Raw genomic sequence first — 14185 nt, forward strand, 5'->3', positions numbered from 1 at the left:
CATACCAGCGCTTGCCGTGCTTCCCGGGCTCGATGGGTTCCCTCGGCATCAGGACCACCCCTCGGAGGCGGCCGTGGCGGAAGCCTGATCGGCGATCCACCGCTCGACGTCCTGTCGGCGGTATCGGATCGGACGGTTCATCGTCGCGGGGGTGGGTCCCTTGCGCAGGTGGCGCCAGTTGGTGAGGGTCTTAGGGCGGATGCCGAGTACGGCGGCGACGTCGGTGTTGGTCATCAGGGCTTCCATTGCGAGTTCTCCAGCGGCAGGGCCCCGTCGGTCGGGGCCGGACAACGCCGCTATCGGCATCCGGGCTCCCGGACGGTACCGTCCGCCTCCCGCATCTTTCGTGGACTTGAATCGAGGCGCAGTCGGGAACGGTTGGCGGACTCGATCCCAGGCCGAATTCGTTGCAGGCAAGGCTGCGGATAGCGCTTAGCGCGAACACGTTCCGGGCCGAGAGCGCATCGCATGTGACAGGGCAGGGGCCGTTCGCCCGATTGCGCGCCGGGTGTGTCGCTCAACCATCGGCTGCTTGAGCCGGACCGGACGGTCGCAGGTCGGTGGATATGCCTCTGTTGTCCGTTCGTCAGGTGAGAACGGCGCGGACCGGAAAAGCCGCCACGTCCCGCGGTGGCTGCGCCCAGAAACCAGCACGCTGCGCGACTAGCGGCGCCTGCGTTACGGAAGGTGGTTGGGCTGTCGATAAACAGTGCAGATGCCGACATCGGCTTCGAAGGGATGAAAGTGCGCACTACACGTAAGGCCGCAGAGGTTCGAGCAATCTGCTCGGCCGCGCTGGTCGGAGACTTGGCCAACGGCCACGATTCCTTCCGATGCCTCATAGGCGAGTGGGTGGAGTCGGACGGACGGGTGGTGATGCATATGGATTGTTCCCAGTCGGCCCGTCGCGTGGCTCATGCACTCTGGCTTCGATACGACGTATTCAGCGACGTACATCCCCAGAAAGGTGTGGTCCTTCGGGTCTAGAGCCGTCTGAAGCAAGTGGGTCAGGCACAGCCCGGAATTTTCCGATGTCGACGACGCGGTCCCAGCCAGCGATACCGGAGGCTCGGGTCGGTCGGCCGTCGTGCGTCACAAACGACCGGTTCTGCAACACAGCATCGAGCCGAGCGACATCGGCAGTCTCAGAGCGGGGATGAGTTGCTCAACCCGTGTCCGATTCGCGACTTGCACTACCTCCGGATGCCATGGGTTCTGCGAAAAGTGTCGGTGGAACGGGGTAAGACGTCGACCATGACATTTGCTGCAAATGACACCCGCGCGGGGGACCTCATCGGATACGCACGTGTGTCTACTTGGGATCAGAACCTCGCTATGCAGTTGGACGCGCTCAATCGTGCAGGTTGTGTGCGGATCTACGAGGAGACCGCTAGTGGAACCCGGACAGACCGCCCCGTACTCGCAGAGGCGGTCGATGCGCTTCGTCCGGGAGACAGTCTGGTGACCTGGCGGCTGGACCGTGCCTCTAGATCCCTTCAACATCTCGTCGCCTTCGTCGCCGACCTCCGTAGCCGACACTGCGGCTTCCGGTCTCTTCAAGAAGGGATATTCCTCACCCCCGGGAATGACTCCGCAACCACGAACTTCCAATGGCAACTGTGGGCGCTCCTGGCCGAGTTCGAGCGCGGCCTAATTGTCGAGCGGACGAGAGCAGGACTGGAGGCGGCTCGACTACGCGGCGCGAAGAGCGGTAGGAAGCCAAAGTTGTCTCCTGAGCAGAAGGCCCTCGCAACGCGTCTGTACTTCGAGGAGACCACCCCGGTGGCCCAGATCGCCGCGATGCTCGGCACCAGCCGTGCGACGGTGTATCGAGCCGTGCAAGTCAAGTCCCCCCAGGGAGTATCGACTCCCTGAGTTGGTTAACGTACGCAGTCGCTCCCACTACCGGACTGCCGTCTACGCCGACGGTCGCACGCCGATCTCTCAGAGGTTATGACCGACACACGCGCCGCCACCGAGTCCGTGTCCACACGTGTAGACACGGATGGCGAGCCGACGTTCCTGTCGCGCGACGAAGCCCGTCACCTCACAGATGCCATCCGCCTCACAGCCAGCGCGCTCCACGAACTCGTGCACCAGGCATACGTCGGGATGGCCCACTTTGCGCTGGGCTACCGCCGCTGGGCCGACTATGTGGCCTCGGAGTTCGATGGAATGAGCCGCGCTCGTTCCTACCAGTTGCTGAACCAGCACGAAGTAGTGCAGGTCCTCAGCGGAGCAGCGGGCACGGACGTCTCCGAAGTCGTAACGGAGAAGGCTGCGCGCGACATCAAACCCATCCTGGAACCGATCGCCGCCGAAGTTGTCGCCCGAAGTCATGGAGTGACGGACCGAGAGCAGGTGTTACGTCTGGTGTCCGAAGTGCTGGACGCGGCTCGCCGCTCGGACTCGGCACACTTGTCCGGCCGCATGAACGAATTGCATGCGAGCCAAGCGAAGGGCACGTCGGGCGACCTCTGGTACACGCCGCGGACGGCGGTAGCGCCGCTGCTGACGATTCTGCCTCGCCCTCCACTGCGCATCTGGGCACACGCCGACGTGCGGGGCCGCTCGCACATCGTTGATGTGCTTGAGGAGTCTGGATATGAGGTCATCTGCTCGGACCTAAGCACAGGGCAGGACTTCTTCCAGTTTACGCGTGCCGACGTCGAGGCCATGAACGTAGATGTCGCGGTCACAAACCCTCCGTACAGCGTGCGACGCCGTTGGCTCGCCCACCTCGTCGAACTGGGTGTCCCGTTCGCCTTGCTCACGCCCGAGACGGGAGTGGGGGAGTGGGCATTCGAGTCCCTGCGGTCGGCGGGAGCAGAGGCAGGCCTGCTCTTGCTCAACCGACGCATCGCCTACTCCCAGCGTTGGGGACAGAAGCCCGTGGGCAGCCCACCATTCAACAGCGGGTGGATCTGTCGAGGGCTGCTGCCGCCAGGGCAGCAACTCGTCTTCGGGGAGGTCCCTGCGTCGTACTGAGGTGGCGCGGCGGAGCGTGCGTCTGCCACCGCGATTCTGCGTGAGCACGGGCACAGCGGTTATGCCGCGCCTTCCGATTCCCGGACAGCCTTGTAGACCGCTTCGCCCATCATCCGGGTGATGGCTTCTCGGAAGTCGGGCTTGTCCAGGAACGCAGTGAGGAGGGCGTCGTTGGCTGTGTGCCGGTCGATGATGATGCCTTCGAGGATGTCGTCGAAGACGGTCATGAACTGGGTCTGGTCGTTGTTGCTGGCAATGTCTCTGGCGCGCTCGTTGTCCTTGACCTCGGCCTCGATCTGCTCGAAGAACAACTGGTCGGCTTCGCCCAGGTTCATGCCGAACCGCTCGTTCAGAACCTCGATGATCGACGACAGTCGGTCGACGGGTGACTCGGCCTGCTTGCCGCGACCCTCGCCGGTGTGGCCAGTGGTCTCGGCGTCCTCGTCGGTGACGGTGGTGAGCGATGCGCTGGTGATCTCGCCCTCTTCCATACGGAGGTGGGTTAGCACCGCTGCATCGGTCAGATCGGGAACGTCATCTCCCTCAGCGCGCGGCAGCCGCGCGGCCAAGATCTTGCCGTAGAGGTAGAGGCGCTCCATGTCCGTCGACTTGAACGGCACCACGTGAGCCAGGAAGGCGTAGAGGCGGACGTAGTCGCGCAGGGCGGTGCGGAACTGCTCCTGCTCGTCCTCGTCGAGGGCGAGCCAGCGGCCGACGGCCGGGTCGGTCTGCGCGTACAGCGCCTCGTGGGTGCCTGCGGTGCTGGCGAGGAACGCGGCCACCAAGTCGCCGACCTCGTCGTCGTCGAGCACCCCGGAGCCCAAGAGCCGGGTCTTCAGATTCGACAGGATGTTGGGGTCGGTCGGCTGGGACCAGGTGCGCTCGAAGTAGGGCGCGAAAGCCTCGGCCATGTCCCCGGCGGTGTTGACGAAGTCGAGTACGAAGGTGTCGTCCTTGCCGGGGTGCTTGCGGTTGAGGCGCGAGAGCGTCTGCACGGCCTTCACGCCGTCCAACTTCTTGTCGACGTACATCGTGTGCAGGAGCGGCTCATCGAAGCCGGTCTGGTACTTCTCGGCGACGACGAGCACCTGGTACTCGTCGGACTTGAACTTCTTCGGCAACTGGCCCTCGGGGAACCCGTTCATCGAGGCCTCAGTGACGCCCTTCTCGGGGTCGTTCGGGTCGACCGGGTTGTCGGGGTCCAGAACGCTGCCGGAGAACGCGACGAGGGCGCGCAGGTGCTGGTACCCCTTGCTCGCGATGTAGGCGTCGATCGCTTCCTTCATGCGGACCGCGTGCAGGCGCGAGCGCGTGACGACCATCGCCTTCGCCGAGCCGCCGATCTTCTTCGAGGTGTGCGACCGGAAGTGCTCGACGATGATCTCGGCCTTCTGCGAGAACGCCGAAGGGTGCAGCGAAACGAACCGGGCCAGGGCGGAGGCGGCCTTGCCCTTCGGCACCTCCGGGTCGTTGCCGGACAGACCGTTGGCGAGCCGGTAGTAGGTCGCGTAGGTGAGGTAGTTCTCCAGGGTGTCGAGGATGAACTTCTCCTCGATCGCCTGGCGCATCGAGTAGAGGTGGAACGGCACGAGGCGCTCACCCGACGGCACCGACGTTTCGGGCACCCTCTCGCCGAACATCTCCAAAGTCTTCTGCTTCGGGGTCGCAGTGAAGGCGAAGAACGACAGGTTGTCCTGCTTGCCACGGGCCTCGACGTTGCGGGCCAAGGCGTCCTGCGGGTCCTCCTGTGCCGCCGCCGCGGCGGTCTCGGCGGCCGCAGCGGCCTCCAGTGCCTTCTCGCCCTTCAGCCCGGCGAGGACGGCCTTCAGGTCCTTGGCGGCTTCGCCGGACTGCGAGGAGTGCGCCTCGTCGACGATCACGGCGAACCGTGATCCGGACAATTTCGTGGCTGCCTCGGAGATGACCGGGAACTTCTGGAGCGTGGTGATGATGATGCGGGCCTTGGCCGACTCCAGTGCAGTGCGCAACTGGGCGGAGTCGTCGTCGATCTTGGCGATGACGCCCGGGGTGTGGTCGAAGGACGTGACGGTGTTCTGCAACTGCCGATCGAGTGCGACCCGGTCGGTCACGATGATGACCTTGTTGAAGACCGGCTGGTTCTCGCTCAAGCCGGACTTCAAGGAGCCGGGGCCGAGTCCGGCGGCGTCGTGGGGTGTGTGCAGGGTCGAGAGCCGCTGCGCGAGCCACGCGATGGTGTTCGACTTGCCGGAGCCCGTCGAGTGCTGGGCCAGGTAGTTGTAGCCGGGTCCGTAGCCCTTCGCGTGTCCGGTGAGTTCACGGACCGCGTGCCACTGGTGGAAGCGCGGGAAGATGAAGCGGCGCTGGTGCGGCTTGATCTTCGTGACGTGCCTCTTCGTGCCCTTCTCGTCCGTGGTGTCCTCGCTGACGAACGAGCCGAGGATGTCTAGCCAGGCGTCACGCTGCCAGACCTGCTCCCACAGGTAGGCGGTCTTGTAGCCGCCGGGGTTGATCGGGTTGCCCTTGCCGCCCATCTGTCCGGGGCCGCCCGAGCCTTGGTTGAAGGGGAGCCAGTCGGTCTTCTCCTTCGCCAACCGGGTCGTCATCATGACGAGGTCCTGGTCGACGGCGAAGTGGATGAGGGACCGTGCCCGGAACAGCAGGTCGTTCGGGTTCCGGTCCGACTCGTACTGGGTCTGCGCATGCTTCACGCCCTGCCCGGTGACCTGGTTCTTCAACTCCGCGGTCGCCACAGGAATCCCGTTGAGGAGCAGCATGACGTCAACGGAGTCGTGGGGGTTCGACTCCGAGTGGTGCACCTGGCGGGTGACCGTGAGGCGGTTATTCTCGTACAGGTCCCACAGGTCCGCAGTGATCCGGTGTGCGGGCGCGAAGTAGGCCAGGTCGAAGGCGATGCCCATGTCCTCCACGCCCTGACGCATGACATGGATCGTGCCGCGCGAGTCGATCTCGTCGGCCACGCGCTTGTTGAACATCTGCTGCGCCTTGTCCTGCCCACCGCGCAGGCCGATCAACTGCTCCCACTTCTCGGGTTGGGTCGCGTGGATGAACGCGAGCAGTTCGTAGGTGTCGAGCCCGAGGTCCACGCGGTAGAAAGACGCGTCACCCTGCTCCCAGCCGTTGGCCAACAGGTGCGCCTCGATGGTCGCCTCAAAGGCCGACTCGGTGTGCTGCTTGGTCATTGGATCCCCCGTCCAGATGCAGTGGTCACGTCGAACTCGCCGGTCACGGCGGCAGTGATGAGGGAGCGCTTGCGCTCGTCGAGAAGGGCGTTGCTATCAAGGCATAGGGACCGGACCTCGAACGCCTGGCTCCGCAACCGCGATGCCTCGCGACCCAGTTCCCGCTGTGCACAAAGGGAGGCTGGTGTCGGAACCTCAATCCGTCGGAGGTCGCCGATGTTGATGCCCTTGACGGTGGCGCCCGTAATCATTTGCCTCATCCGCGACTGAACTGTCGGGGTTTCTAGAACGGCATGGAGCCAGTCAGCGTCGCAGCCGAGCGGCGCGATGCGAGCCGAATCTTGGGTGAGGTTGGCCCCAGTCAGTTCATCCGGAACCCGACCGATTTCTCCAACGCTGCCACGGATGGCGATGACAAGGTCGCCAGCCTTTACCCGACTCCGGGAGTACTGCGCGTCAATCTCATGGGTCGTGCGCTTCAGGAGGTCGAGGCGAAGCCTGTGAGACGCGACGTCGCCCCCCTTGATGATGGGGACCCCGCCCTCAACGTCCGGGCCGGGGAGGACGATGCCGTACTGGATGGGACGGCTCGGATCGGTGAGCCGGACAAGTGCCTCCCCGCTGGAGAAGGGGGCCACCAGCAACGCCTCCAAGGCGGCATCTAAACGAGAGTCCAGAAGGTCGACCTGCTCGCGCCGCAGCCGCACCGCTTCATCGATGCGCGCCACCTGGTCGTCGAGGAAGGCGGCGAGGATCCGTTGGACTTCGAGAGGGGGAGGTGACACTGGCAGCGCGGCCATCTCCTCCCACGAGGTGCGCGGCATCTTCGCGCCGTATGACGATGCTTGCGAGAAATTGACCCACGGGTCCGACAGGCTCAGATAGAGAAGCCAGCGGCCGTCGACGACCCCGGGCTGGGGGCGCAGGCAGAGGAACTCGCCGCTCGCGAAGACCGGCTCTTCGACATAGAGACTCTTGCGCAAGTAGGGGCGCAACTTTGCGAACAGGACATCTCCCGGCTCGGCGGCGATGTTCTGCGATGCCTGCGACAGGACTAGGTCGGCGGCGTCAGACAGTCGGCCCCCTCCGCTGGCAACGGAGTCCAGGTTCACGAGCGGCCTCTCGCCGACCACGTCCTTGTCGACTCGATGGCGGACGATCCGTCGCAGCGTCATGGTCACGTCAGGCCCCCGAGCAATTCGCGGATCCTTGCCTCGCGCTCGGCGATCTCCGCATCCAACTCGGCGACAGGACGCGGCGGTGTGTAGACGTAGAACTGCCGGGTGAACGGGATCTCATAGCCGATCTTGCTCTTCGCGTGGTCGATCCACGCCTCGGGAGCGTACGGGTGGACTTCGGCTTTCAGGTGCTCTTCGGCAGCCTCTACCAACGCCTTCGCGCGCTCGTCCCCATCCATGTCGAGGAAGCCGGACGGGAGTGGCACGTTCTCGGCATCGCGGAGGTCGAGGTCAGGCAGCGGGTTGCCCTTGCGGTCAGTGATGATGGGCGCGTCGGGGTCAGCGACGGCTGCGGCCTTGGCAAGTTCCTTCGCTACAGCGATCGGGACCCCACCACCCATGTTGTTGTTGCCGAGGTCGAGCAGCATCTCCTTCTCGGTTGCGTACTCCCGACCTACGAACGCGGCGTAGACCTCGGCCGGGGTCTGGTGGTGACCCCACTTGGCCCAGGCCTTCGTCTCGCCAACGGCCGCGACAGCCTCGGGACTCACGATCCAGCGGCGGCGCAGCGGCTGCTCGACGGTGACGCGTTGGAACCCGAATGCCTCGTTGTCCAGGACCTTCACCCGCGGGTCATCGACGCCCGCGTCGGCGGCGTCCATGTAGAGGCGAGTGATCTCAGCGATGGCGTCGTCGGAGAGGTACTTGCGCTTCTGGCCGAGGCTCTTGCGCATCTTCTCGAACTCATGGCGTGCGTCCAGCAGAAGGACCTTGCCTCGGCGCTCCGGACGCTTGCGGTTGGTCAGCACCCAGAAGTACGTCGAGATGGACGTGTTGTAGAACAACTGGTCCGGCAGGGCGACGACGGCCTCCAGCCAGTCGTTCTCGATGATCCACTTACGGATGTTCGACTCGCCGGATCCGGCAGCGCCGGAGAACAGGGGTGAGCCGGAGAAGACGATGGCGAGCCGCGAGCCGCCCTCGATAATGTCGGGTGTCGACGGGTCGTCGGCGACGGGTTTCATCTTCGACAACATGTGCTGTAGGAACAGCAGCGAGCCGTCGGACGACCGCGGCAGCCCGGCGCCGAAGCGACCGTCGAAGCCCTCGTTCTCGGCCTCGGACACGATCGGCTCGGCGTACTTCTTCCAGTCCACGCCGAATGGCGGGTTGGCAAGCATGTAGTCGAACTTGTCGTCGGGGTGTCCGTCAGCGGACAGGGAGTTGCCGAGCACGATGTTCTCGGGCTTCTCGCCCTTGATGAGCATGTCGGAGCGGCAGATGGCCCAGGTCTCGGGGTTCAGTTCCTGGCCGTAGACCTCCAGGTGCGCGTCCGGGTTCAGTTCGGCCAGGTAGTCCTGTCCCGAGGAGAGCAGCCCGCCGGTGCCGCACGCCGGGTCGAACATGGTCCGCACGGGGGCGACGCCAGAGAGCGCCTTCTCGTCCTCGATGAAAAGGATATTGACCATGAGGCTCACGACCTCACGGGGCGTGAAGTGCTCACCGGCGGTCTCGTTGGCCATCTCCGAAAACCGACGGAGGAGTTCCTCGAAGATGTAGCCCATCGCATGGTTCGGGACCACGTTCGGGTGCAGGTCGATGTCAGCGAACTTGGCGACCACTTGGTACAGCAGCCCGGCCTTGTCGAGGGTGGCGATCCGCTCGGCGAACTTGTACTTCTCCAGCACGTCGGCCGCGCCGGAGGAGAACCCGGCCAGGTAGGACGTCAGGTTCGCTCGGACGTTCTTGTCGTCGTTGAGGAGGTCTGTGAACGTTAGCGGAGAGACGTTGTAGAAGGGCGCTCCTGAGACTCGTTCCAGGATCGGGTCGACGTTGCTGACCTTGCCCTCCAGCGACTTCGCGCGAGCGATGACGTCAGCCTTCGTGGGCTCCAGGACACAGTCGAGACGCCGCAGCACGACGAACGGAAGGATGAACTGGCCGTACTCGTGCGCCTTCACGTCGCCACGGAGCAGGTCGGCAATCGACCAGATGAATCCGACCTTGTCGCCGAAGCCGTTGACCTGCGTCATACCGTGGGTGTCCTTCGTAGTTGGGTGGTGCCGCCGTTCATCCTGCCCGAGGCGGGTCCTTGGGCCGGGCACTCTTCGCACTCAAGAATCCCTTACCGCTTCGCGCTCGGGGTCTTCCTGTACCACTGGAGCGGTGGCAGCGACAGTGAGGCGCTCACCATAAGGCGGTGCAGGGGCGAAGGATCACCAGCGGCGGCCGACACAGCGTCTACGGCATCTTGCCCGGGTCGTGCGGTCAGCGGACACCTGGTGGGGCTGGGTGGCGCATGTGCTCTCTACCGCGCTCCACACCGACGTCGACCGAGCGAGGTGGGTACGCCGGGCACATCCCGCATCGATTGGACGGTTCGAGATCAGTTGGCGTCCCCGCTCGTCGCAGCGCCCACGGCGACGCGGCGCACCGCTCTACCTCGACCGCCGTCCGACGGTTCTAGACACCACAACCTCGCCCTCCAAAGGACGCATCCTCCGGTGTCCACCTTTGTAGACAGCGCGGCTATCGCGTTAGCGGTCGCTGAGTCGGCAGTCCCGCCGCGGGTTGCTGAAGCGTGGAGATCAGCCTGTCCCGCTCCGCCCGACGTCCGGCTTCAAACGCTCGGTTGAGTTCGTCGGCGCTCGGGCGACCGGCCAGATGCTGACCGATGAGGTCTCGGAGAATCACAGAGACTGCTGTGCGCCGCTCGAAAGCCTCGCGTCGAAGCGCCGCGTGCACGTGCTCGGGAACAGCGATCTGAACGGAGCGGAAGCCCGGTCGTGGTGTTGGCATTGGTGGGCTCGGCTTTCGCTAGGGGGCTGGGAGGGGCGGGAGGGGAGTGGTCCCTCCGTTCATGTCTTCGTCGGGGTGCAGCACCACCTTTAGTTCCTGAGCAAATGGGGCGTGGGAACACCGTGGGTCGTCGCGTCCAAGCGCGGTTTTGGGTCTCTGCTTGCGTGGGGCTGTTCGCATCCATGCGGGCCGTGGTGCGAACTGCCCCACGAGGCGTGGCTTCTCCGGACTCAGCCCGCCGGGCGCCCATGTGGTGACTGCGAGGGGGCAAGCCTGACGCGCCGCGTCCACTCAGGGGGGTCTGTCACCTGTTGGGCGGCGCGCCTTCGCGCGACCTCCGCTGGCATGCCCATCTTCACGTAGCACCGGGCGACTTCTGCGGCGACGTCCGTGACTCCGCCGACGAGCGCCGCCTCGACGACCTGCTGCTCTGCCATGCACTCTTGAATGGCTGCCCACGCGTCATAGCGGATGCGGCACCGCGCCTCAATGTGAAGGGCTGGTTGTGCCAGAAGCATCGTAGGAATGCCAGCGTTGGCGCATGCCTCGTCGAACTTGCGGGCAGGGGAGAAGCGGTTTCGCGATGCGTATGCCTTGGCGTGGGATTTGGGCGTCCCCGGAGGCAATGGGGAGTCGGCGGGGTCCGCAAACTTCCGCCACACGGCAGCATTTCGCTTGCAGTCCTCGCAGTAGCAGGGCGCGCCGAGCGCATCTTCGTGATCCGCCAGCGCCTCCAGGAGGACGAACATCCCCGTGGCACGCAACCGTCCCGACTTGTCGCGGTGCATCGTGCCCTTGGTCAGGTACGCGGCTGTAGCCTCTGGCGACTTGATCGGTTGCACCCACACGCCGTGCTTGGCCACGGCATCCCGGTTGCCGTCCCAGATGGGCGCCTCGGTCTTCCCTAGCACGACTGACCAGCGCTCTTTCAGCCTCGATTCAAGCGCCAGATAGTCGACGTCGTCCGACGCACATAGCAGGTAGAGGACTGCGTGGACGTGTGGGTGAGGACCGCGCTCGATCGAGTATGTCGTCTCCCATGACTTGTCGATGGGGCCGATGCCCAACTCGCGTCGGAAGGCTTGCCCGTCTCGTCCAGCGAATAGCGTGCGGAGCGCCTGGTCGAGCCAGTCCCGAACCTCGTGGAAGTCGTTGCAGGCACGGTGAGGAGGAGCGAACCTCACGCCCACCGCAGCCATGCCATGTCCCATCCAATGGGTGGTGCGGGCTTCTACCCCACGGCGCTTCCTCGGGCGGTCGCGGTCCGCGCACTGAGGGCAGGCGTTCTGGCCACACGTCTCCAGCAGCCCTCGAACCTCCGGATTGGGGCCGCTCGTGACGATGGCCCCGAGGCCCTTGCCGCCGCAGGCGCGGCGCTCCTTGTTGTTGGTGATGCGCTGATCGACGGCACGCAGGCGCCGCAGGAACGAAGTGGGGTCATTGGCCATGGAGCGGTCTTCGGAGGTGCCGAAGACTCGCTGTAGGGCTCAGGCGAACAATTTTCCGAGCGGAACAAACTCGCACGGTATTTCTAAGGACGGGGCTGATCCGGATGTCGGAGCCGTTCTCTACAGTCCGCCTTCACCGGTAGAGAGGACGCCGTATGTCTGTTGGCTTCGCAAGGTGTCGGAACCCGCAGGAGGGGGCGCCTCCGGCGCCACCCGGTCTGCCCGACGGCGCTACGGAGCCCTATCGGTGGTGTCTGCGTCTCCCTTCACAGTTCGAGGAGTACGCCTACACGAGCACCGAGGTCGAACTCGTGTCCGTGCTGCTCGGCATGCCTGAGTACCCTTACCTCGATGCGCAGGCCGCATTGGTCGCGCGGATCCGCTTCGCCATCAGCACTCAGTGTTGGCAACAGGCGAGGCTGAATGTCATCGCGCAGAACATCACGGGGGATTGGGCAACGGTCGAGCCGTGGCAGCAAGACGTGCTGAGCGGTTCGCGCGCACGTCAGCCGCATGACTGGCCCACGAAGACCGTCGACGGCGTCGACGAGTGGCAATGCTCGGTGCCCCTGGTGCTCGTTTCGACCGCCTTCGAGCCCTTCTCACCGGTCCCTGCGCCCGTCGGAGACGCGGTCTGGTGGATCGACCCGATTGAGGACGCCACACTCCTCGGGTCGTTGGAGGACGAGCCGCTGGCACTCATCGATGTCCATGCGGTCCCGGACCTGAGGTGAGCCCGTAGGCCTGTGCCTGGGCCCGCCCAATTCTGACGCGGTTCTGACAAGGCAACAGAGAACACCCCCGGTCGACCAAGGTCGACCGGGGGTGTTTTCGCAGGTACACGCTCGGCTCGGTGTTGTTGCACCGGCAGGCGCTCGCGCTTGCTCAGATGTCGTAGTTCTGACGGGCTTCGGCCTACTTGTCGTCGCGGTATCTCACGGGAAGAGCAGTCTTTCGCCCGCCAGACGCCGACCGCCATTACGTAGATGGGGGCGACCGCCCAAGGCAACGTCCACGTGGGCCACTTGTCGACACCCTCTAACGCGTCGACGACACCCTTGTTAGGGCGGCGACTCAGAACCGCTGGGTTGCGGCCCTCGGTGTGTGTCGGGGGTTGAAGCAAGCCGGGACGTGGGAGCGGCCTCTAGTGTCAGCGAAGGCTGTACGCCGACCGCCCCGCTGAATCCCGGTGCTTGCCCCGGTGTTTCGCCGGGATACAGCGGGAATCACGCGGCGACTCAGGGAACTTGCGGGACATCGCACAGTTGCTCCGACCCGCCGATATAGGCGTGGATGAGCGCGAATCGCCGGAAACCGACCCGACAAGATTAGGTCGTCGGTTCGATTCCGACAGGCGGCTCCGACTCCCCCGTGGACCCGAGACCACGGGGGAGTCTCCGTCTCCGGCACCGGCGCCGCGCCGGATCAGGCCCCGCCCGAGCCGGCGCTCGCCGTGTGGCGTGGACCCGGCCGCGGGCGGCGGACCAGATTCCTCGGCCGGTCGGATCCGGCACCGACGCGATGACCGAGGATGGAGCCCGTGACCCGGAACCACGTGTTCGGCCGGCTGCCCGACGGGCGTGACGTCCACCTGCTCCCGATCGGCGCCGCCCCGGGCGTCGAGGTCGAGGTGCTGACCCTTGGGGCGACCGTCCACCGGATGGTCGTCACGGGCGGCGACGGCGAGCGGCGCAACGTCGTCCTGGGCCACCCCGACGTCGAGGAGCGGCTCGCGAGCGGCGACTACGTCGGCGGGACCATCGGGCGCTACGCCAACCGCATCGCCGCCGGCCGCTTCCCCCTCGCGGGACGCGAGGTCGAGGTGCGGACCCACGACCGGGGCAACAGCCTGCACGGCGGGCCGGACGGGTTCGACGCGCGCCTCTGGGACGTCGTGTCCTACACCGCCGACGAGGTGGTGCTGCGGCTGGTCAGCCCCGACGGTGACCAGGGCTTCCCCGGCGCGGTCACCGCGACGGCGCGCTACGTCGTCGACGGCGACACGGTGCGCGTGACGATGGAGGCCACGACCGATGCGACGACCGTCGTCAACCTGACCAACCACGCCTACCTCAACCTCGACGGCGAGGGCGCCGGGACGATCGACGGCCACCTGCTCGCGGTCGAGGCCGACGAGTACACCCCCGTCGACGCCACCGGCATCCCGCTCGGTGGGCACGCCACGGTGGCGGGCACGCCGTTCGACCTCCGCGAGCCGACCGTGCTGGGCCCGGCGCTGCGTGCCGAGCACCCGCAGGTCGTGGCCGCGCGGGGCATCGACCACGACTACGTCGTCCGGGGCACGGGGCTGCGCCGCGCCGCCGTGCTCTCCTCGCCGGTCACCCGGACGTCCGTCGAGGTCTGGAGCGACCAGCCGGGCCTGCAGGTCTACACCGGCAACTTCCTGGACGGGACCCGCCGCTCGACCAGCGGCGCGCGCTACCGGCAGGGTGACGGGATCGCGCTGGAGCCGCAGCTCTTCCCCGACTCGCCCAACCGGCCGGAGTGGCCCTCACCCGTCCTCGAGCCGGGGGAGACCTACCGCTCCACCCTGGAGTGGCGCTTCTCCACCGAGCCGGTTTAGGTCTCG

The 14185-nt window shown here is 65.7% G+C and carries 9 protein-coding genes; 4 read left to right on the plus strand and 5 right to left on the minus strand.

Features of this window, described 5'->3' with window-relative positions; all coding sequences use genetic code 11:
• Positions 1-48: 48 nt before the first annotated feature.
• A complete protein-coding gene (locus J3P32_RS09815) occupies positions 49-234 on the minus strand; it encodes a helix-turn-helix domain-containing protein (protein ID WP_210439592.1) in 186 nt (61 codons plus the stop codon).
• Positions 235-1254: 1020 nt separating this feature from the next.
• On the opposite strand from J3P32_RS09815, the gene J3P32_RS18650 reads away from it, so the two are divergent.
• Entirely contained in the window at positions 1255-1875 is a 621-nt protein-coding gene (locus tag J3P32_RS18650) for a recombinase family protein (RefSeq protein ID WP_210439593.1), read from the plus strand.
• Positions 1876-1953: 78 nt separating this feature from the next.
• On the plus strand, positions 1954-2988 hold the full coding sequence (locus J3P32_RS09825) for a hypothetical protein (RefSeq protein ID WP_210439594.1): 1035 nt from the start codon (positions 1954-1956) through the stop codon (positions 2986-2988).
• Positions 2989-3047: 59 nt separating this feature from the next.
• On the opposite strand, the gene J3P32_RS09830 is transcribed toward J3P32_RS09825, so the two are convergent.
• From J3P32_RS09830 to J3P32_RS09845, 4 genes are all read right to left on the minus strand, one after another.
• The gene (locus tag J3P32_RS09830; RefSeq protein ID WP_210439595.1) at positions 3048-6074 is read right to left on the minus strand and encodes a type I restriction endonuclease subunit R; all 3027 of its coding nucleotides are present in this window, start codon (positions 6072-6074) and stop codon (positions 3048-3050) included.
• Positions 6075-6166: 92 nt separating this feature from the next.
• Positions 6167-7351, minus strand: a complete 1185-nt coding sequence (locus J3P32_RS09835; RefSeq protein WP_210439596.1) for a restriction endonuclease subunit S — start codon at positions 7349-7351, stop codon at positions 6167-6169.
• The gene (locus J3P32_RS09840) at positions 7348-9381 is read right to left on the minus strand and encodes a type I restriction-modification system subunit M (RefSeq protein WP_210439597.1); all 2034 of its coding nucleotides are present in this window, start codon (positions 9379-9381) and stop codon (positions 7348-7350) included. Before J3P32_RS09840 ends, J3P32_RS09835 begins: the two co-directional genes overlap by 4 nt.
• Positions 9382-10377: 996 nt before the next feature.
• Positions 10378-11595 (minus strand): hypothetical protein, encoded by a 1218-nt coding sequence (locus J3P32_RS09845; RefSeq protein WP_210439598.1) that lies wholly within the window; start codon positions 11593-11595, stop codon positions 10378-10380.
• A 311-nt stretch (positions 11596-11906) separates the two neighbouring features.
• Here J3P32_RS09845 and J3P32_RS09850 point away from each other — a divergent pair, with 311 nt between their 5' ends.
• Together J3P32_RS09850 and J3P32_RS09855 are read left to right on the plus strand one after the other, a co-directional pair.
• Positions 11907-12329, plus strand: a complete 423-nt coding sequence (locus tag J3P32_RS09850; protein ID WP_210439599.1) for a hypothetical protein — start codon at positions 11907-11909, stop codon at positions 12327-12329.
• Positions 12330-13135: 806 nt separating this feature from the next.
• Entirely contained in the window at positions 13136-14179 is a 1044-nt protein-coding gene (locus J3P32_RS09855; protein WP_210439600.1) for an aldose epimerase family protein, read from the plus strand.
• Positions 14180-14185: the final 6 nt, after the last annotated feature.

It is taken from the genome of Nocardioides xinjiangensis (assembly GCF_017916385.1).
In the GTDB taxonomy this organism is placed as follows: Bacteria; Actinomycetota; Actinomycetes; order Propionibacteriales; family Nocardioidaceae; genus Nocardioides; species Nocardioides xinjiangensis.

What these genes read in the sequence shown, in the direction of transcription:
- J3P32_RS09815 (WP_210439592.1), bottom strand. Translation starts at nt 234, where the DNA reads ATGACCAACACCGACGTCGCCGCCGTACTCGGCATCCGCCCTAAGACC.
- J3P32_RS18650 (WP_210439593.1), top strand. Translation starts at nt 1,255, where the DNA reads ATGACATTTGCTGCAAATGACACCCGCGCGGGGGACCTCATCGGATAC.
- J3P32_RS09825 (WP_210439594.1), top strand. Translation starts at nt 1,954, where the DNA reads ATGACCGACACACGCGCCGCCACCGAGTCCGTGTCCACACGTGTAGAC.
- J3P32_RS09840 (WP_210439597.1), bottom strand. Translation starts at nt 9,381, where the DNA reads ATGACGCAGGTCAACGGCTTCGGCGACAAGGTCGGATTCATCTGGTCG.
- J3P32_RS09845 (WP_210439598.1), bottom strand. Translation starts at nt 11,595, where the DNA reads ATGGCCAATGACCCCACTTCGTTCCTGCGGCGCCTGCGTGCCGTCGAT.